This is a genomic window from Arthrobacter sp. D5-1 (genome assembly GCF_017357425.1).
Classification (GTDB): domain Bacteria; phylum Actinomycetota; class Actinomycetes; order Actinomycetales; family Micrococcaceae; genus Arthrobacter.
This window is the reverse complement of the sequence record NZ_CP014571.1, coordinates 3,154,220-3,171,675: the sequence shown is the minus strand read 5'-3', so window position 1 is coordinate 3,171,675 and position 17,456 is coordinate 3,154,220. Positions and strand designations below refer to the sequence as shown.

The window sequence follows — 17,456 nt, the reverse complement described above, 5'->3', positions numbered from 1 at the left end:
GCACGTGCCCGATGCGAGCTAGAGCTTGTCGAAGTCAGCTTCGTCGACGGTGGAGCCAGTTGTAGCGGCAGCACCGGCGCCGATGGCCGGCTTGGAACCGCCGGACTTCAATGCTGCAAGGCGAGCCTCGATCTCCGTCTGCTCTCCAAGGTCTTCCAACTGGTTGAACTGGGCGTCGAGGCTGGAGCTGGCGAGCTCCTGCTGGCCCAGGACCTTGGCCTCTTCGCGGCGGATCTTCTCTTCGAAGCGGCCTACCTCGCTGGTGGGATCCATGATGTCAATGCTCTTGAGGGCATCGTGTACCTGGGACTGCGCGGCTGCGGTCTTGGAGCGTGCCACAAGTTCGTTGCGCTTGGCAGTGAGCTGGTTCAGCTTGCCCTTCATCTGGTCGAGCCCGGTCTTGAGCTTGTCCACTACCTCAGTCTGGGATGCGATGCTCGGCTCAGCCGCCTTGGCCTCGGACTCCGCGGTCATCTGGCGCTGGATGGCCACCTTGGCAAGGTTGTCGAACTTCTGGGCATCCACGGTGTCGCCGGCAGCGCGGTACTCGTCGGCCTTCCGGGATGCCGCAAGGGCCTTGTTGCCCCAGTCCTGGGCGTTCTTGATGTCCTCGTTGTAGTCCGCCTGCAACATCCGGAGATTACCGATGGTCTGGGCCACGGCTGATTCGGCCTCGGCAATGTTGTTCGTGTAGTCGCGGACCATTTGGTCCAGCATCTTCTGAGGGTCCTCAGCCTGGTCCAGCAAAGCATTGATGTTTGCCTTGGCGAGCTGTGAGATCCGACCGAAAATGGACTGCTTAACCATGGTGTTGCCTTTCGTCCTGCTCAGTGGTGCCACTGAAATCAGTGATCAGTTGTTGTACCGCTTCTATGCGGGGCATGGACCCCACCTAGTCTGTCGGGCTAGAAGCTGCCGGAGTCTCCGCCGCCGAAGTCGCCTCCGCCGCCGCCCCAGTCTCCGCCGCCACCGGAATCGCCGCCGAAGAACCCGCCGCCGCCTCCGCCGTCATTGCCGCCGCCCCAGCCGCCTCCGCCGCCATTGAGAATGGAGTTGATGAGGATACCCCCGAGGATGGCACCGCCGAGGCCGCCTCCGCCGCCGCCACCGCCGAACATGCCACCGCGTCCATAGCCTTGGCCTTGGTCGGCATAGCCGAACTGGTCTACATCGGACTGTGCAAGTTGGGCCGCCTGGGCAGCAAGTGAGTGCGCCTGCTGGGCGTAGGTCAGTGCAGTGACAGGATCATTGCGTGAGATGGACAGCGCGTAATCGAGATTGCGTTGGGCCTCGGCCAACCTGGTTCGCGCCTCCGTGCCTACGCCGCCGCGTCGGGCGGTGATGTAGTCCGACGTGGCGCTGATCTGTGCTTGTGCGGCCATGATGGTCTGCTGCAGTGACGCTTGTGCACGGCGGGCCTGCTCCTGCTGGTCACGGATACCAGACAACGACTGATCCAGAGCCTGGTGGGCAGACTCTACGCGGCTGAGCGTCGCGATGGGATCGATCTTCCCGCCCTGGATTTCGGTTTTCACCTGCGCCAACGCTGCCTCCACACCGGCCACAGGGCCGGCAAGTTCCGGATGTTCGCCGGATTGGATCATGGCCCGGGCTTGGGCAAGGTCCTGGCTGGTCTCTGCAACTGCGCTTTCCAGGGATGCCCGTGCCTCATCCAAGCTGCCGGCCGTTTTGGAAATCGCATCGATCAACACGTTGGTCTGGTGCAGGCTTTCCTCGGCGGCACGAACTGCCACAGCGGCAAGGCTGTTCTCGCCGCTGGACAGTTTTTCCTGTGCGGCGGTGACAGCATTCTGTACGAACGCGAGGCGTTCCTTTGCCTGCAGGATGTTGTCAGAGACCTGGGTCAAGGCAGATTCGGCGTATTTGGCGCGGAGACCCTCAAGGGATTGCTCGGCGTTCGCGATCTTTGAATCTGCAGCCTTGGCTCCGGCAGAAACTGCTGCCAAAGCTTGGGGAGCATTCTTCTCCAACTCACGCAAAGAGTCGAAGTCGGCCTTCTGGTCTCGCAGGGACGCAAGTGCTGCCTCTGACCTACGGATGATTTCGCCGAGCCAGCTTCGCTGCTGTTCCTCAGTGTCAGGTATGTGGTCGTCCAACTGCTGCTGAAGCTTGAAGGACTCCGTCATGTGGGCCTTGGCTTCTTCCAAGGCTTTGGTGAAGTTGCCAATGGCGGAATCACCGTACTGTGCCTGGGCGAATCCGAGTTCCTGCTCGCTGGACTTTATGGCGTCATCCGCCTCGATCAACAGCGAGCCGCTCTTCTGGCGCAGCTCGGGGATGCTCAGCCCTGCGAGCGGATCGAGCTGTTCACCTTGCGGTCCGTAGCTCGCGCTGACAGCCTTGGTGCCGCCCTTCTTGCGACGGTTGCGCAGGTAGAGGTAAGTTCCGGCGCCACCCGCCGCCACCACGCCAACACCGACAAGGACACCGACGCCGGCATTCCCGCTGGGCACTGTCCCGCTTCCGCCGCCCGCGGCGTCGCCGATGGCAGCGGCTGTGTCTATGGCTGCCTGGGCGTAGTCCTTCTTGCCGCCTGCCAGATTGGCAACAACGGCGTTTTGCGCGATTGCTGACTGCTTGGAGTAGATGGAGCTGCCCGAGTTCAGGGCAAAGTTGTACTGCCCGGCCGTGGAGATCGCCAGAATGGCGTCCGGCTTACCCATGCCCTTCTTCTCGGCCACAGCCTTGGTCCACTCTGTTGGTGACGACGGATTCGTGAAGGAATCCACCGTCACCACGTACAGGTTGTACTTGTGGTCCTTGAGCGTTTTTTGGATGGCCTCCTGGACCTCGCCTTTTCGGCTGCCCAGGACGTTGGCGTCGTCGACGATGTTCTGGCCGGACGGAATGGTCACCGGATCGGTGGCCCAGGCAGCTGTGGCCGGGAAGGCCAACATTCCAGCCAGGCCGATCACGGCGAGTACGCGTTTAACTATTGACCGCATGTGCAACCCTTCAGCACGTCTGCGACTGGAACAAGGCGTACCAATCGTCACAGAATGCTCAGCGCCCCCACGCATGGTGTAAAGCCGCAGGTCGCTGTGGCAATTCCTCTTGATTCTATGGTGCACCCCATGGCCCGTCCACAGGAGTGAATATGCCACCAGCGAAATATAGAATTGAGCTGGATTGTCCAGCCGTTGAGAGTAATCCAGCAGGAGTTCCGAGAGGCGGTGAGGGCCTTTCAGGAAGCTCCCAGCGAACGTTCGCTTTTGATCCAGTTACAGGGTCCATAGTTGTTGGAGACGAGGACGAAAGGAAGACCCATGACGGAGAACCCAGCGCAGGGCACAGCACCGGAGGATCGCGAGCCATCAGAGCCGCGGGACACCACCAGCGGCCACAGTGATGCCACCGCAACCCAGCAGCAGCCTGCCTGGACGTCAGGACAAGGGGCAGGTGCGGAGAACTCTGCACAGCCCACTACGCCGCTGCCGGCCTTCAAGTCGAATGCCGCCCCGGAGTCCCAACCAGGTCAGGAGCGCCAGCCCGGACAGGCTCAGCCCGGCCAGGAGAGCGCCCCGGCGCCGAACGCCAGCCAGCACGCGGCCCCGGCCCAGCACACACCCCAGCAGTACACCGCACAGCACGGAGGGCAGCACGCCAGCCAGCACGCGGCCCCGGCCCAGCCGTCCGCCCAGCCCAACGCCAACACGCAGCGGCCGCAGTACTACGGCGTGCCACAGCAGGACCCGGCCCACCGCCCCAGCTACCCCCAGCACCAGCCGTTCTACGGCGGAGGAGCCAGCCCTCAGGGCCAGCATGGTCCTGGAATGCCGCACGCTCCCGCCAACGCCAATGGCGCCACCAAGCGCAAGCCGGCGTTCGGCGTCGGCACCCTCGTGGCAAGCATGCTGGCGGCGGGCTTGATCGGTGGCGGCGTCGTGGCCGGAAGCAACGTGCTGTGGGACCAACCGGCCCCGGCAGCGTCAAGCAGCGGACAGTCGAGCACTGTCATCGTGAACAACAAGGATGACGTCAACGTCATCACCGCAGCGGCCGCCAAGGCCTCACCCAGTGTCGTTACCATTAAGGCGACCAGCGGCAACGAGGGCGGAACAGGTTCCGGCATCATCCTTGATGACCAGGGCCACATCCTGACGAACACACACGTCGTGACGCTCGATGGCGCAACGGCCAACGCAGCAATTGAGGTACGGACCAACGACGGCAAGGTTCTCAAGGCCACCGTGGTGGGCACTGACCCGTTGTCAGACCTCGCCGTGATCAAAGTCAGCGACGCTTCCGGGCTGGTTCCGGCAACACTCGGTGACTCGTCCAAGATCAACGTGGGGGACACCGCCGTCGCCATCGGTTCGCCGCTGGGCCTCACCGGTACGGTGACGGATGGCATTGTCTCTACGCTCAACCGGACCATCAGTGTCGCTTCGTCGGCTGTGCCGGAGGGAACGCCTGACGAGAGCCAAGGCGACGACGAGGGCTTCCAGTTCGCGCCTCCCAACGGCGGCCAGAGCCAGCGCTCGGCAAATGAAGGATCCATTGCCATCAATGTCATCCAGACTGATGCTGCCATCAACCCGGGCAACTCCGGTGGTGCGCTTGTCAACAACAAGGGCGAAGTCATTGGTGTCAACGTTGCCATCGCCTCCGCGGGCAGCGGAACCTCCGATTCCTCCACCGGCAACATCGGCGTTGGCTTCAGCGTGCCGATCAATCACGCCAAGCGCGTGGCCCAGGAAATCATCGAGTCCGGCAAGGCCAGTCACGGACAGTTCGGCGTGTCGGTTCGCTCCAAGTCGTCTACGGGCAGCGATTCCGGGTTCTCCGTGGGTGCAGAGGTCGCCGCGGTGACCACTGGTTCGGCCGCAGCGAAGGCCGGTATCAAGGTTGGCGACGTCGTGACCAAGTTCGGAGATTACACGGTCAGCGACCCGAACCAGCTGACCGCCGCTGTGCGCGAGCAGCCGGCCGGTGCCAAGGTCAAGGTCACCATTCAGCGAGGTGGACAGTCCCAGGAGGTCGAGGTCACCCTCGACGCCGCCCAGCAATAGGCGGCAGGAACAGCGTACGACGACGGGCGTCACCTGACGGGTGGCGCCCGCCGTCGTGGCGTTCCCGACACTCACACGACAACGTCGGCCAAAGGAATCTGAAACAGGGGTTAACGCTGGGAGTGGTTTTCTGCGGGCAATATGCTTAGCTAGGACGAGCCCACGCGCTGGGCTATTCACGGCCACGCTGCTGCGGTTGGCCGTCCACAAGCATGGAAGGCTGCTTCGAAGACAGTGGAAGAGACATTGAAGATTGTCGTTCTGGTCAAGCACGTCCCGGACGCGCAGTTCGACCGGCACATCACCGGACCTGGCAACACAACCGACCGTGACGAGAGCATCTTGTCCGAGCTGGATGAGTACGCACTTGAGGCAGCGCTGCAGCTGGCCGAGGAACGCGGCGGACCGAAGGCCGGCAATGAGGTTATCGCCTTGAGCATGGGTCCGTCCGGCGCCGTTAACGCGGTGAAGAAGTCGCTCCAGATCGGTGCGTACTCGGGCGTGCACCTGAGCGATGACGCTTTGGCCGGTTCGGATGCCGCGGCCACCTCACTGGCCCTCGCGGCCGCCATCCGCTACCTTTCGGCCGACGGCCGCCCTGTGGACCTGGTCCTGACCGGCATGGCGTCCACTGATGGTGAGACGTCGCTGATCCCGGCCCAGCTGGCCGAGCGCTTGCAGTTCCCGCAGGTCACCTTTGCTTCCAGCCTGGACATTGCCGGCAGCCAGGTCACGGCCCGCCGTGATGCCGGCGCCTTCTCTGAGACCGTTGAAGCGCAGCTTCCTGCCGTTGTTTCGGTGACAGACCAGATCAACGAGCCGCGCTATCCCAACTTCAAGGGCATCCTTGCGGCCAAGAAGAAGAAAATTGCCTCCCTGTCGCTTGCCGACATCGGTGTGGACGCCTCGCAGGTGGGCTTGGCTGGCTCCTGGACCGTGGTGGAGTCTGCGGAGGCCCGCCCGCCGCGGACAGCCGGCACCATCATCACCGACGACGGCGACGCCGGCATCAAGCTGGTCGACTTCCTCGCCGCACAGAAGCTGCTCTAAAGGGGATCGCAACCATGGCAAATGCACTTGTTTTCATTGATAACCCGGGAGCAGCTCTTAAGAAGAGCAGCCTGGAACTCCTGACCATCGCCCGTTCGCTGGGCGAGACCGCCGTCGCGTTCTCCGGTGAGCTGCACGACGACGTCGCCGCCACCTTGGGTGCCTATGGCGTCGCCACCGTTTACCAGCCGTCGGCGGACGACCTCGACAACTACCTGGTGGGCCCGAAGGCCGCTTACCTTGCCGCTGCAGTGCACGCTTCGGGAGCAACAGCAGTTCTCCTGGACAACTCGCCGGAGGGCAAGGAAATCGCGGGCAGGCTTGGTATCAAGCTCAACGCCGGCGTTATCACCGACGTTGTGGGCGTGGAGGCTGACGGCACCGCGCATAAGTCGGTTCTCGCAGGCTCTTACAACACCACGGCGAAGGCCACCACTTCGGTGACGGTTCTTTCGGTCAAGGCCAACAACGTTGAGCCTGCACCGGCCGGCGCAGCGGGAATTCCCGCATCTGTCACGGTTGATGTCCCGGCGGACGCCTTGGCGAACTCTGCACGCATCGCGGCGCGGTCCGAAAAACCGGTCAGTGGCCGTCCGGACCTCAGCGAAGCCCGGATCGTCGTGGCCGGCGGCCGCGGCGTTGACGGCGACTTCGGTCCGGTGGAAGAGCTTGCAGATGCATTGGGTGCTGCAGTGGGTGCATCCCGCGCTGCTACCGACGCCGGCTGGATCGCGCACGATGCCCAGGTGGGCCAGACCGGTGTCACGGTTTCGCCCCAGCTGTACATCTCGGCAGGCATCTCCGGAGCCATCCAGCAGAAGGCCGGCATGCAGACCTCCAAGGTCATTGTGGCCATCAACAAGGACGCAGAATCGCCGGTCTTCGAAATTGCCGACTACGGCATCATCGGCGACCTCTTCAAGGTTCTCCCGCAGGCCACAGCCGAGATCAAGAAGCGGAAAGGCTGATCCCTTTGTCTCCTGGCGTTTCGTCAGCAAAGAGCCCGTTCGACGCCTCCTTGGAGCGCGTTGAGCGGGTGCTTTGTTTTACTGCCCATCCTGACGACATCGACTTCGGGGCCGCCGGCACCATTGCGGCATGGACGGCGGCCGGCGTCGAGGTCAGCTACTGCATCATGACTGACGGCGACGCCGGAGGATTTGATCCGGTGGACAGGGAACGGATCATCGAGCTCCGCGCGGAGGAGCAGAAGCAGGCAGCCGCCCTGGTGGGCGTCAGCGACATCCACTATCTGCACGAGCGTGATGGCTATCTTGAACCGACGCATGGCGTCATCAAGCAGGTGGTGAAACTGATCAGGGAAATCCGTCCGGACATCGTGCTGACCATGCACCCGGAACGTAACTGGGATCGGCTCCAGAAGAGCCATCCGGACCACCTCGCGGCCGGCGAGGCCGTCACCCGGGCTGCTTATCCTGCGGTGGAGAATCCCTTTGCCTACCCGGAACTGGCCGAGGCCGGCCTGGGCGCGTACAAGTTGCCGTGGTTGTGGTTTATTTCCAGTCCGGAGGCCCGGGAGAACCACTTTGTGGATGTCTCAAGCCAGGTCGATGCCAAGCTGGAAGCCATCCGCGTCCATGCCAGCCAGCATCCCGATATTGACGGCATGGAGCGTGTTGTCAGGGACTTGATGCTGGCCAATGGAGAACGTGCCGGGCTGCCTGCCGGGACCAGCGCTGAGGGCTTCCACGTGGTGTCAGTCAACGGATCGAGCACCATCGCCGGCTTCTGACGTTGCCGTGGTGTTACCCGTGTCATATGCTTGATCTCGGTTAAATCATATTTATTCGAGGAAGGCAGACTTTGATGGCGAAGACTGCGCAACAACCCGTACTGGTGATTATGGGAGTCTCCGGTTCTGGGAAATCGACCGTAGCCGGCGTTCTGGCCGGCAAATTGGGATGGGACCTGGCCGAGGGCGACGACCTTCATCCCGCAGCGAACGTGGCAAAAATGCAGGCTGGTCAAGCCCTCAGTGATGAGGACCGGTGGCCGTGGCTGGGTATCATTTCGGACTGGATCCGGGAACACGTGGAGGCTGGAACGCCGGCCATTATCACGTGCTCGGCGCTGAAGAAAAGTATCGTGATGTTCTCCGCGGAGAAGGCGTAGTGTTCGTCTTCCTGCAGGGGAGCAAAGACAAGATCTCTGATCGCCTTGCGTCCAGGCATGGACACTTCATGCCGCCGTCGCTCCTTGAATCCCAATTCGACGCCCTGGAGGAGCCGACGGAAGACGAGAACCACATCTCGCTGTGCGTCTCCGCATCGCCGGCCGAAGAAGCCGACGAGGTCATTGACCGGCTGGGTCTTCGGCCTGCTGGTGCCGGTACCGAATCGACCGTCTCGTGAAGGTCCTGGATACCGCAATGCAAGTGCAGGAATGGAGCGGGCACGACACCCAACTCCTTGTGGTCGCTGCACTGGGCATTGCGCTGATCGTCGTACTGATCGCGAAATTGAAGCTCCACCCGTTCCTGGCGCTTGTCCTGGGATCTGCCTTCGTGGGCCTGGCCTCCGGAGTAGAACTGGGCAAGGTCATCACCAACTTCGAAGACGGGGTTGGCAGTGTCCTCAAGGAAGTCGGGCTGCTGATCGCGCTCGGAGCCATGCTCGGCAAGCTGCTGGCCGATTCCGGTGGCGCCAACCGTGTGGTGGACACCTTGTTGGCCAAAGCCAGCGGCAACAAGCTGGTCTGGATGATCACCCTGGTAGCCGTGATCATTGGCTTGCCCATGTTCTTCGAAATCGGACTCGTGCTGCTGCTTCCGGTGATCGTCCTGGTCACCCAGCGGTCCAAGATGAAGCTGATGCGCATCGCCATCCCTGCGCTGGCCGGCTTGTCCGTACTGCACGGACTGGTACCGCCGCACCCGGGGCCGCTGATTGCCATCAGCGCCGTTAAGGCCGAGCTGGGAACAACACTCGGTCTTGGCATCCTCGTGGCGATTCCCACCGTCATCATCTGTGGTCCGCTCTTCTCCCGACTCGCAGCGCGGTGGGTGCCTGTTGACGCGCCGGCCGTAGCCGGTGGCATCGACACCCAGCACGCGGCTGACCTGAGTGAGGTCAAGCGCCAGCCATCGTTCCTGGTAACGCTGCTGACCATCATCTTCCCGGTGGTGCTGATGCTGCTGAAGGCTTTGGGCGGCATCATCTGGCCGAACCCTGAGACGGCACCTGCCATTCGGATCTTCTTTGACTTTGTGGGCCAGCCTTTGGTGGCCATGACACTGGCCGTGCTGCTGGCCATAGTTACCTTCGGCTACGCCGTGGGCTTCACTGGCAGCAGGATCACGGCCAAGCTCGGCGAGAGCCTGGGTCCCATCGCGGCGATCCTCCTCATTGTCGGTGCCGGTGGCGGTTTCAAGCAGACCTTGATCGGCGCCGGCGTGGGGGACTCCGTCAAGAAATGGGCGGAGGGCGCCAATATGTCGGTCTTGGTCCTCGGCTTCATCGTTGCTGTGGCGCTCCGCCTCGCCACAGGGTCTGCGACGGTGGCCACTGTAACGGCCGCCGGCATCGTGGCACCCCTTGCCAGCAGCCTGAGCCCGACGCACGCGGCCTTGCTGGCCCTGGCCATCGGGGCAGGCTCGCTGTTCCTGTCCCACGTCAACGACGCCGGATTCTGGTTGGTCAAAGAACTGTTCGGGCTCACCGTTGGGCAGACGTTCAAGACCTGGTCCGTCATGGAGACACTGATTTCCGTGGTCGGCTTCGGCTTCGTGATGCTTCTGTCGCTCGTGTTATAGCTGCGAAAGCGACTCCATAAAGCTCGACGGCGGCCGTCCCCATGGTGGGACGGCCGCCGTCGTGTGCTAATTCCCGTTCAGGGTCAGGCGCTCAACGCGACCACCAGGACAGGGTCTGTGGTGGGGGCGCTTGATCCGCCCGTGGGTTCCACGGTGATGGCAACGGACGAAGCTGAGGACAGCCCCTTGACAACGGCTGGCTTGGAGAGTGTTTGGGCGTCCATGGTGCCTTGTGGCACCGGGGCGGAGCCGTCCTTGGGCAGGGTCCACAGCTGGTAGACCTTGCCCTCCGGGGCGGGTGCAACGCCATCCATCAGAACCACGAAGGAGTCCTTGGCCGAGGACGCGGAGATGGTTGCCGTACCACCGCCGGGAACGGGCGCGGACTTCTGCTGGACATCCTGTGCCTGCAGCACCTGGTTTACGGGGTCGTTCTGCACCGAGACGTAGGCGCCCACACCGATGCCTCCAAGCGCGATCACGGCCGCTGCGGCCGCACCGATGATCCATCTGCGTGCGCCACCGGTGCGCTGGCGTTCCTCGCGCTTGGCCCTGGCGGCCGCGAGGTCGTCGACGGCGGGACGCAGGGCAGGCGGCGCCACTGGCTCAGAAGGCGCTTGGGCGGCAGCATCCGTGGTGATGCGTTCCATGATGTTATCGAAGAGCCTGGCTGGTGGCGCTTCCTCCGGGGCAAAGCTGACTGCGAGGGTCTCGCGGGCTTCGCGGACCCGCTCCAGGAATTCGGGACCTTCGGGAGCATCCTTGACGTAGTCATCGATCATGGCCCGTTCATCGTCACTGACGGCGTCCAAGGCATAGATCTCAGCCAGCTCGAGGACGCGTCCCTCGGCGAGGTCGGTAGCGATGTCATTGGCAAACATTCTGCGGATAAAGCCTCCACTGGTGTTCTCAGTCATATCAAGCCACCCCCAAGCAGGTCTTGAGGCGCAGCAAACCGTCACGGATGCGGGACTTGATGGTGGGGACGGCGGCGCCCAGGTGCTCGGCGACTTCCCGGTACGTCAGGCCGCCGTAGTAAGCAAGGCGGACGGATTCGCGCTGGGTGTCTGTCAATGTGCCGAGGCATCGGCTGACTGCTTCAGCTTCGAGGTTGGTGTCGGCTTCCTCTGCCACCAGGTCCCGATCGGGGTCCTGGCTCGCTGCGCCGTATCTGGCCTCGCGGTCTGTGGCGGCCTGTACGGCACGGACGCGGTCGATGGCGCGGCGATGGGCGATGGTCATAAGCCATGCCAGCGGGGTTCCGGCCGCGCGATCGAATTTGCTTGCGCCCTGCCACACCTGGAGGAAAACTTCCTGGGTGGCATCCTCGCTCAGGTCCGGGTCGATCAGGACGCGCTTGGCCATGCCAAACACTCGCCGTGAGGTCAGGCGGTAGAACTCGGCAAAAGCCGGCTGATCACCGGCAGCCACGAGTTCGAGCAAGGCAGTCAACTGCGTATTCAAGTCAGTTGCAGTGCCTGTGTCCTCGAAGACCGGGGGGCCGGGGTTGTTGGGGATGTCCATTACTGTCCAGCATATGTCGTCCCGTTTGAAACCGGCAGCACGGCCATATGGTGTTGCGGGCGTGGCGGCACAGCGGACTACCGTTGTCACCCTGGTCTGCAGCGCGCTCACGAATACTCCCTCAACGAATGTCCTGATGCAGGAACTGTGCCTGCATAAGGTATTCGGTGCCGTGGCGCGCTTGGATGGGCTACACCTTGGCGCCTGCGAACCCGTTCTGGCGCCAGGCCTCGAACACAGCGATGGAGGCAGCGTTGGCCAAGTTGAGCGAACGGAGTGAGGGCTTCATGGGCAGGCGGACTCGAGCCGTGACGTGCGGGTCCTGTTTCAGCCAGTCCGGCAGGCCAACCGACTCCGGCCCGAACATCAGGACGTCGCCCTCACGGTAGCTGATATCCGTATAGGACGTTTCGCCGTCGGACGTGTACGCGAAGACGCGTTCGGGGTGCAGTGCCTCCCACGCGGCGTCGATGTCCTTATGGACGGTGACCACCGCAAGGTCGTGGTAATCCAGGCCGGCGCGACGAAGCTTGGCATCGGAAAAGTCGAAGCCGAGGGGCTCCACCAAATGGAGCTCGGCTCCCGTGATGGCGGCCAGGCGGATGGCGTTGCCCGTGTTGCCCGGGATTTCAGGGGTGTGGAAGAGGATGCGGAACACTGTTCCATCTTAGCCAGCCCAAACCAGCCTCCCGCGGCACGATCGCCTAGTGCATCCCGCGCAGCAGCCGCGCCAGAACCGGAACCACCACGGTGTTGGGCGCCGGCCCCGAGCTCAGGAACTGCTTCAGGCCCCTGACCAGCCCTGCCGCGTTGACTACTTCCACGGCACTGTTGCTGGACTGGCCCTTGCCATACTGGTCGATCACCGGTTCGTGCAGGTTGCCATCGGGACTGTGCAGGACAACCCATCCTGTGACGTTGAGTTCGGGGAAGATGTCCTGCATATGCCGGACAATATGGGCAAGCTGTGGGGGAGCGACGGATCGGCCACCGTGCCGCAGTGAGTGGCCATCCCAAGCGTAGGCACCCTTGGGAAGGAGCATGGAACCCACCAGGGCCAGCCGGTATCCGGACAGGACAGCGTGGTCGATGTGGTTGTTGTCCGACGGCGAGCGAAGACCATTGATGAGCCGGGCCGCAGGAATGGCAGGCAGGACCTGCCTGCTGATGAGCTGGACGGTACGCATTTCCCGTTGAATCCGCGCTTCGGCACCAAAGATGCCGCGCTTGCGCGGTAACCCATGGACCTGCTGTGCTGCGTCCGCAGCAGAAATGAGCGGCACTTCATGGGGATCGTCGAAGGCCGGGACGTAGACAGGGGGATCACCGGCGGTGTTGCGCTGGGCCTGGGGTCGCCTGACGCTGCCTGTGGCGAAAGGCCCCGGCGCCGTGGCGCCCGTGTAGTCCCCGGGCTGCGGCTGACCGCGGCCCGGGGAGCCGCTGGCGTACCTGCGATCGTACTCAGCCCTTCGCTGCGGGTCGATCAGGGTTTCGTAGGCGAGAGTCACGCGCCGGAACATCTCTGCTTCTCCGCCATGGTCGGGGTGCGCCTTTCGGGCAGCCTTGCGGTAGGCGACCTTGATCTCCTTGTCCGTAGCTGTGACGGACACACGGAGAACCTGATAGTGCGAACTGCTGCCCTCGGCCAAGCACGGGCCCTTCTCTCAAGGTGGTGCGCTCCAGGGAGGCGCGGTAGTGGCCAGTTTATCCAGCCACTATGTGAACGTTGGTATCGGGGCGTGTGGTTCCCGACTGGCATAATTCACGCTGTGACCCCACCGGCAGCCATAAACCCCTCCAGCAAAGCGGGGACGATCGCCGTGGCGATAAATCCTGCGGCGTCCTTTGGCCGGACCCGCAATGCCGGGGACCACGCTGCAGCGCAGTTCCGCGCCGCCGGACGGGACGTCGTCGTGCTCGAAGCGGATAGTTACGACGCCCTGCAGCGGCTTGTAGCCCGAACCCTTTCCGGCCCTGCAGTAGACGCCCTGGTGGTGGTGGGAGGCGACGGCATGGTCCATCTGGGGGTCAACGCGCTTACCGGAGGGGACGTTGCCCTGGGTATTGTTCCCAGCGGGACAGGTAACGATGTTGCCCGGCTCCTGGGTTTGCCGCTGCATGACACACCCGCTGCCTGCCGCCGGATCCTGGCCGCAATGGTTTCAGGCGGGCGGACCATCGATGCCGGACGGGTCGCTGCGGATGGCCGGACCGTCTATTTTGCCGGGGTTCTCTCGGCCGGGTTCGATGCCGCAGTCAACGAACGGGCCAACTCGTGGCGGTGGCCGCGCGGAAAGAGCCGCTACAACCTGGCGATGCTCATGGAGCTGGGTTCGTTCCGACGGATCGACTATACGGTGACTGCCGATGACGTGACCTGGCGCCAGCCGGCGTTGCTGATTTCGGTGGCTAACGGGCAGTATCGGCGGCGGCATGCGGATCACCCCCGAGGCTTCGCCCGATGACGGCTTCTTGGACCTCTTTGTGGTCAAACCATTGTCACGGCTCCGATTCCTCGCAGTCTTCCCCAAAGTATTTGCCGGCAGGCACGTCAGCCACCCCGCTGTGGAGACCAGGCGTGTCCGGAAGGTGCGGTTGGACGCGAAGGGTGTGGTGGCATATGCGGACGGCGAACGCATCGGCGCGTTGCCTGTGGAGGTCGATATTGTTCCAGGTGCTCTACGGGTCCTCGCCTAGGCGGGCCTGACGGCTAGACTCGATCGCGGCAGATGCCATGCCCTCCGGCATGGCAGGGGGATAAGGAGCGATGGTGGCGCGAAACGTTCGACGACGGGTGGCTGGGATTGCTGCCTTGGCAGCCGCTGGCGCCGTGATGGCGGGCTGCACCGTTAACGTTCCGGATCCAGCGGCGCCGAAACCGTCGCCGTCGGAGTCCACGCTGGCAACGCCGCGCATCACGCCCGGGCATGATGCGGCAGCGGTTGCGGCGAAGGACTTGCCGTTGGGAGCTGGGAACACGTTGGCTCCGGGGGATCCGGTGACGGTATCTACGCGGCTGGAAGAAGTTCCGGGGTGGACTGTGGTGCATTCCGGCCTCCAAGGCGAAGTCCGGTATCGGAAGACTGATGGCTGCACCCTGGCAGCCCGCGTCAGCGTCAACCAGGGTCCCTTGACCGTCGCGGATGATGACGCAGCCTCCACCAAGGAACTCTTCCGTTACCTTGATCCCGGCATTGCGGTGGAAAGCCTGAAGCCGGTGTCGCTGCGGTGGGGACAGGACTCGGATGAGCCGCAGCACAACGTGGAGTTCCTTGCTTTGGAATCGTCAGCCGCAACGGGCGGGAACGCCGCTGTAGTGATGGCCCGGTTGTTCAGTGTTCCGGCGTCGTCGGTGTATATTTCGGTGGCTTGCCCGGATGACGGTTCCTTGGACAAGGCGCGTGCTGAAGCGGCGGCCCAGCTTGTGGTGGTCCCGCCAGGTTAAGCTGGGTCCCGCCAGGTTGCTGCCTGTCTTGCACGGTCGTGGCCGCGGAAGAGACCACTGCGTCCCAGGTCCCATCGGTAGAATGGCAAGGTGCCTGTATACCTCGATCACGCTGCCACCACGCCCCTGTCGGCAGAAGCGCTCGCCGTCATGACGCGGGAGTTGGCGCGAACCGGCAATCCGTCCTCGCTGCACGGAGCGGGTCGACGCGCCCGGCGCGCCGTCGAGGATGCCCGTGAAATGTTGGCCGCAGCAGCTGGCGCCCATCCTTCGGAGGTCATTTTCACCTCGGGAGGAACCGAAGCAGACAACTTGGCCGTCAAGGGCTTGTTCTGGGCCCGCCGGGACGAGGACCCCCGCCGGACGCGGGTCTTGTGCTCCGCCGTCGAACATCATGCGGTCCTTGACACTGTGGAGTGGCTCGAGCGGCATGAAGGTGCGGACGTTGTGTGGCTACCTGTCGATGAGTCCGGCACCGTGCGGCTCGAGGTCCTTCAACGGGAGATCGAGCGGGATCCCGGATCCATTGCGCTCGTCACTGTCATGTGGGCCAACAATGAAGTGGGCACCATCCAACCAGTCGCGGAGATCGTTGACCTCGCAAAGCCCCATGGAATCCCGGTCCACTCCGACGCTGTGCAGGCCTTCGGTTCGGTCCCCGTGGATTTCCGGGCAAGCGGCCTAGCCGCGATGTCGGTGTCGGGGCACAAGCTGGGCGGCCCAGTGGGCGTTGGCGCGCTCTTCCTGGGGAGGGCTGTGAAATTGACACCGGTACAGCACGGTGGCGGCCAGGAACGTGATGTCCGCTCGGGAACCCTGGACACCCCGGCCATTGCTGCCTTCGCCGCCGCGGCTGAAGCAGTCACTGGGAATCTCGCGGAAGAGCGGGAACGGCTCAGCGCGTTGCGCGACCGTCTGATCGATGGCGTCGGCGCTGCCGTGCCCGACGCAGTGCTGCGGGGTGCCGCGGGAGAGCGGCGGCTGCCGGGCAATGCCCATTTCACGTTCCCGGGGTGTGAAGGCGATTCGCTCCTCTTCCTCCTGGACCTGGCAGGCGTTGAATCGTCTACTGGCTCTGCCTGCACGGCAGGAGTCCCGCGCCCGTCGCACGTGCTGTTGGCCATGGGCCTCGACGAGGATACTGCCCGCGGCGCCCAGCGCTTCACTCTGGGCCACAGCTCTACGGAAGCGGATGTGGATGCGCTGCTGAAGGCTCTTCCCGAGGCATGCTCACGGGCGCGGCAGGCAGGAATGGCAGGCCACGAGTCCAGCATCCAGACGGCTGCAACAGTGGCGCGGCAGGGATCGCCAACGTCCTTGTAACGGTGGCCTTGGTGGGGAGGGGCCAAGGAATTTAGTGCAGTCGTGGTATTGCAAGCTAGAATGGACGGGCACGCCGGCTGGTCTGAGCCGGAACAGTTGCCACAGCCCCCAACACAGAAAGCCAGCATGCGAGTACTTGCAGCAATGAGCGGCGGAGTTGACTCTGCCGTGGCCGCCGCCCGCGCCGTCGAGGCAGGACACGACGTCGTCGGAGTCCACCTCGCGTTGTCGCGCATGCCCGGCACCCTGCGCACCGGAAGCCGGGGATGCTGCACCATCGAGGACTCCCGTGACGCCTGGCGTGCCTGCGACGTCCTGGGGATCCCTTACTACGTGTGGGATTTCTCGGAGCGCTTCAAGGAAGACGTCGTCCAGGACTTCATTGACGAATATGCTGCAGGGCGGACGCCAAACCCGTGCATGCGCTGCAACGAACGCATCAAGTTTGCTGCCCTGCTGGAGAAGGCCATTGCGCTGGGCTTCGACGCCGTATGCACCGGGCACTACGCCAAGGTGATCGAAGACGCCGACGGCAACCGGGAACTCCACCGCGCGGCGGATTGGGCCAAGGACCAGAGCTACGTCCTGGGTGTCCTGACCCATGAGCAGCTTAAGCACTCCATGTTCCCGCTGGCGGACACGCCGTCCAAGGCAGAAGTGCGCGCGGAAGCTGAGCGGCGGGGCCTGTCCGTGGCCAACAAGCCGGACAGCCACGACATCTGCTTCATCTCCGACGGCGACACCCGTGGCTGGCTGGCCGAAAAGATTGACATGACCACCGGCGACATCGTTGACGAGACCGGGGTCAAAGTAGGCGAACATCCCGGTGCCAACGCCTTCACAGTGGGACAGCGCCGCGGATTGAAGCTGGGAACTCCGGCCGCTGATGGCAAGCCCCGGTTTGTCCTGGAGATCCGTCCCAAGGAAAACAAAGTGGTGGTGGGACCCGAAGCTTTGCTTGCCATCGACGAGATCCGTGGAATCAAGGTTTCGTGGGCAGGCTTGCCCATCGCCGAAGTTGCGACGGGTGCGGAGTTCGACTGCCATGCCCAGGTACGGGCGCACGGGGATCCCGTTCCGGCGAAAGCACACGTGGAAACCGTTGTCGACGATTCAGGGGTTCAGCGGGCCGAACTCGTTGTCACCTTGACCGATCCGCTCCGTGGTGTGGCTCCTGGGCAAACAGTTGTCCTTTACCAGGGCAGCCGGGTTTTGGGGCAGGCAACCATCGATGCCGCCCGTTCCCTTCAGCGCGTGGCCCTCTAGGAGCTCTAGCCCGCCACACCCATTGCCTCCGCCATGGGGCGCC

At 63.6% G+C, this 17,456-nt stretch carries 16 protein-coding genes and 1 pseudogene; 11 read left to right on the top strand and 6 right to left on the bottom strand.

The window, feature by feature from the left end:
- Positions 1–18 precede the first annotated feature (18 nt).
- Together AYX22_RS14530 and AYX22_RS14525 are read right to left on the bottom strand one after the other, a co-directional pair.
- On the bottom strand, positions 19–807 hold the full coding sequence (locus tag AYX22_RS14530; RefSeq protein ID WP_207594058.1) for a PspA/IM30 family protein: 789 nt from the start codon (positions 805–807) through the stop codon (positions 19–21).
- Between the two features lie 98 nt (positions 808–905).
- A complete protein-coding gene (locus tag AYX22_RS14525) occupies positions 906–2,966 on the bottom strand; it encodes a TPM domain-containing protein (RefSeq protein ID WP_207594057.1) in 2,061 nt (686 codons plus the stop codon).
- Positions 2,967–3,287: 321 nt separating this feature from the next.
- Here AYX22_RS14525 and AYX22_RS14520 point away from each other — a divergent pair, with 321 nt between their 5' ends.
- The 6 genes and pseudogenes from AYX22_RS14520 to AYX22_RS14495 all read left to right on the top strand — a co-directional run bounded on the left by AYX22_RS14520 (position 3,288) and on the right by AYX22_RS14495 (position 9,855).
- Positions 3,288–5,033, top strand: coding sequence for a trypsin-like peptidase domain-containing protein (locus tag AYX22_RS14520; RefSeq protein WP_207594056.1), 1,746 nt, complete (start codon positions 3,288–3,290; stop codon positions 5,031–5,033).
- A 246-nt stretch (positions 5,034–5,279) separates the two neighbouring features.
- Positions 5,280–6,083, top strand: coding sequence for an electron transfer flavoprotein subunit beta/FixA family protein (locus tag AYX22_RS14515; RefSeq protein WP_207594055.1), 804 nt, complete (start codon positions 5,280–5,282; stop codon positions 6,081–6,083).
- A 14-nt stretch (positions 6,084–6,097) separates the two neighbouring features.
- Complete coding sequence (locus tag AYX22_RS14510; protein WP_207594054.1) at positions 6,098–7,051, top strand: electron transfer flavoprotein subunit alpha/FixB family protein; 954 nt, start codon at positions 6,098–6,100, stop codon at positions 7,049–7,051.
- Between the two features lie 5 nt (positions 7,052–7,056).
- Positions 7,057–7,836 carry a PIG-L deacetylase family protein gene (locus AYX22_RS14505; RefSeq protein WP_207594053.1) on the top strand — a complete coding sequence of 260 codons (780 nt, stop codon included), beginning with the start codon at positions 7,057–7,059 and terminating at the stop codon, positions 7,834–7,836.
- A 74-nt stretch (positions 7,837–7,910) separates the two neighbouring features.
- Positions 7,911–8,455, top strand: a pseudogene (locus AYX22_RS14500) (gluconokinase).
- Positions 8,452–9,855, top strand: a complete 1,404-nt coding sequence (locus AYX22_RS14495; protein ID WP_207594052.1) for a gluconate:H+ symporter — start codon at positions 8,452–8,454, stop codon at positions 9,853–9,855. The pseudogene AYX22_RS14500 and the gene AYX22_RS14495 overlap by 4 nt, the downstream one beginning before the upstream one ends.
- Before the next feature lie 83 nt (positions 9,856–9,938).
- Here the strand turns inward: AYX22_RS14495 and AYX22_RS14490 are convergent, their stop codons facing one another.
- The 4 genes from AYX22_RS14490 to AYX22_RS14475 form a co-directional block, all read right to left on the bottom strand.
- The gene (locus AYX22_RS14490) at positions 9,939–10,772 is read right to left on the bottom strand and encodes an anti-sigma factor (RefSeq protein WP_207594051.1); all 834 of its coding nucleotides are present in this window, start codon (positions 10,770–10,772) and stop codon (positions 9,939–9,941) included.
- A 1-nt stretch (position 10,773) separates the two neighbouring features.
- Positions 10,774–11,379: an ECF RNA polymerase sigma factor SigK gene (sigK, locus tag AYX22_RS14485; protein WP_207594050.1), complete on the bottom strand. Its 606-nt coding sequence runs from the start codon at positions 11,377–11,379 to the stop codon at positions 10,774–10,776.
- Positions 11,380–11,569: 190 nt separating this feature from the next.
- Positions 11,570–12,037, bottom strand: a complete 468-nt coding sequence (locus AYX22_RS14480) for a tRNA (cytidine(34)-2'-O)-methyltransferase (protein ID WP_207594049.1) — start codon at positions 12,035–12,037, stop codon at positions 11,570–11,572.
- A 46-nt stretch (positions 12,038–12,083) separates the two neighbouring features.
- Positions 12,084–13,028 (bottom strand): J domain-containing protein, encoded by a 945-nt coding sequence (locus AYX22_RS14475; RefSeq protein ID WP_207594048.1) that lies wholly within the window; start codon positions 13,026–13,028, stop codon positions 12,084–12,086.
- Positions 13,029–13,148: 120 nt separating this feature from the next.
- Between AYX22_RS14475 and AYX22_RS24115 the strand changes: the two genes are divergently transcribed.
- The 5 genes from AYX22_RS24115 (at position 13,149) to mnmA (ending at position 17,413) form a co-directional block, all read left to right on the top strand.
- Positions 13,149–13,844, top strand: a complete 696-nt coding sequence (locus AYX22_RS24115; RefSeq protein WP_242703343.1) for a diacylglycerol kinase family protein — start codon at positions 13,149–13,151, stop codon at positions 13,842–13,844.
- Complete coding sequence (locus AYX22_RS24110) at positions 13,813–14,076, top strand: hypothetical protein (protein WP_242703342.1); 264 nt, start codon at positions 13,813–13,815, stop codon at positions 14,074–14,076. The genes AYX22_RS24115 and AYX22_RS24110 overlap by 32 nt, the downstream gene beginning before the upstream one ends.
- 70 nt (positions 14,077–14,146) lie before the next feature.
- On the top strand, positions 14,147–14,824 hold the full coding sequence (locus AYX22_RS14465) for a hypothetical protein (RefSeq protein WP_242703341.1): 678 nt from the start codon (positions 14,147–14,149) through the stop codon (positions 14,822–14,824).
- A 90-nt stretch (positions 14,825–14,914) separates the two neighbouring features.
- Complete coding sequence (locus AYX22_RS14460; RefSeq protein WP_207594047.1) at positions 14,915–16,147, top strand: cysteine desulfurase family protein; 1,233 nt, start codon at positions 14,915–14,917, stop codon at positions 16,145–16,147.
- A gap of 144 nt (positions 16,148–16,291) precedes the next feature.
- Positions 16,292–17,413, top strand: a complete 1,122-nt coding sequence (gene mnmA / locus AYX22_RS14455; RefSeq protein WP_242703640.1) for a tRNA 2-thiouridine(34) synthase MnmA — start codon at positions 16,292–16,294, stop codon at positions 17,411–17,413.
- Positions 17,414–17,456 lie beyond the last annotated feature (43 nt).

What these genes read in the sequence shown, in the direction of transcription:
- AYX22_RS14465 (WP_242703341.1), top strand. Translation starts at nt 14,147, where the DNA reads ATGGTGGCGCGAAACGTTCGACGACGGGTGGCTGGGATTGCTGCCTTG.
- AYX22_RS14525 (WP_207594057.1), bottom strand. Translation starts at nt 2,966, where the DNA reads ATGCGGTCAATAGTTAAACGCGTACTCGCCGTGATCGGCCTGGCTGGA.
- mnmA (WP_242703640.1), top strand. Translation starts at nt 16,292, where the DNA reads ATGAGCGGCGGAGTTGACTCTGCCGTGGCCGCCGCCCGCGCCGTCGAG.
- AYX22_RS14520 (WP_207594056.1), top strand. Translation starts at nt 3,288, where the DNA reads ATGACGGAGAACCCAGCGCAGGGCACAGCACCGGAGGATCGCGAGCCA.
- sigK (WP_207594050.1), bottom strand. Translation starts at nt 11,379, where the DNA reads ATGGACATCCCCAACAACCCCGGCCCCCCGGTCTTCGAGGACACAGGC.
- AYX22_RS14510 (WP_207594054.1), top strand. Translation starts at nt 6,098, where the DNA reads ATGGCAAATGCACTTGTTTTCATTGATAACCCGGGAGCAGCTCTTAAG.
- AYX22_RS24110 (WP_242703342.1), top strand. Translation starts at nt 13,813, where the DNA reads ATGCGGATCACCCCCGAGGCTTCGCCCGATGACGGCTTCTTGGACCTC.
- AYX22_RS14530 (WP_207594058.1), bottom strand. Translation starts at nt 807, where the DNA reads ATGGTTAAGCAGTCCATTTTCGGTCGGATCTCACAGCTCGCCAAGGCA.
- AYX22_RS14490 (WP_207594051.1), bottom strand. Translation starts at nt 10,772, where the DNA reads ATGACTGAGAACACCAGTGGAGGCTTTATCCGCAGAATGTTTGCCAAT.